This window comes from Seonamhaeicola marinus, assembly GCF_008085455.1.
In genome coordinates, this window is record NZ_VSDQ01000178.1 from 1 (window position 1) to 819 (window position 819).

The 819-nt window shown below is 35.5% G+C and carries 1 protein-coding gene and 1 pseudogene; both read right to left on the reverse strand.

Annotated features, from left to right (window positions below):
- Nucleotides 1-578: glutamine-hydrolyzing GMP synthase (guaA, locus tag FUA24_RS02870; RefSeq protein WP_148539999.1), on the reverse strand; the 578-nt coding region annotated here is incomplete at its 3' end.
- Between the two features lie 73 nt (nt 579-651).
- A pseudogene (locus FUA24_RS25555) lies at nt 652-819 on the reverse strand (aspartate aminotransferase family protein); the annotation flags it as partial.

Consider the following 819-nt stretch of genomic DNA (forward strand, 5'->3'; position numbering starts at 1 on the left):
TGTTCTATGCCTGCAATATTTACTAAAAAGTTTTCTAATAATTGTTTACCATCTGTGGAATGATATACTTCTGGGTGGAACTGAATGGCATAAGTTTCTTCATTATCAATTCTGTAAGCTGCATTTTCAACATCGTGCGTGCTTGCTATTAAAACACCATTTGTTGGTAGTGTTTTAATAGTATCAGAATGGCTCATCCATACTTGGCTACCTGTGTTTATATGGGCAAAAAATGGTTCGTTATCTTTTATAAACGATAAATTTGCACGCCCATACTCTCTGGTGTTTGAAGGCGCTACTTCGCCTCCTGAAAAATGTGCCAAATATTGTGCGCCGTAACAAACAGCTAGTAATGGCTTTTTGCCGCGAATTTCAGATAAATCTGGATGTAAAACATCTTCACCTCTTACTGAGTTTGGGCTACCAGAAAGTATAACAGCCTTATACGCTTTAATGTTAGACGGAATTTTGTTAAATGGATGAATTTCGGAATAAATGTTGAGTTCCCTAACCCTACGCGCAATAAGCTGTGTGTATTGCGAACCGAAGTCTAAAATAAGTACCTTGTCATGTTGCATGCGCAAAAATAAAAAGGTTTTTATAAATACTTTTACTAATTTATTTTTTTTTGAAAAAGGTTATTAACGGGTTTTAAACCATTGAATTTAAAATAGCCTCAATATCAGCTTCAGTAGTATCAGGGTTTATAAAACAAAAACGTGATACAGTTTCAAAACCACTGGTTGTACGCCATTTTGTTGGTGTTACTAGTGCAAAACCTTTTCGGTGGTTTTCATAGGTCCACTCTCTGTAATCTTC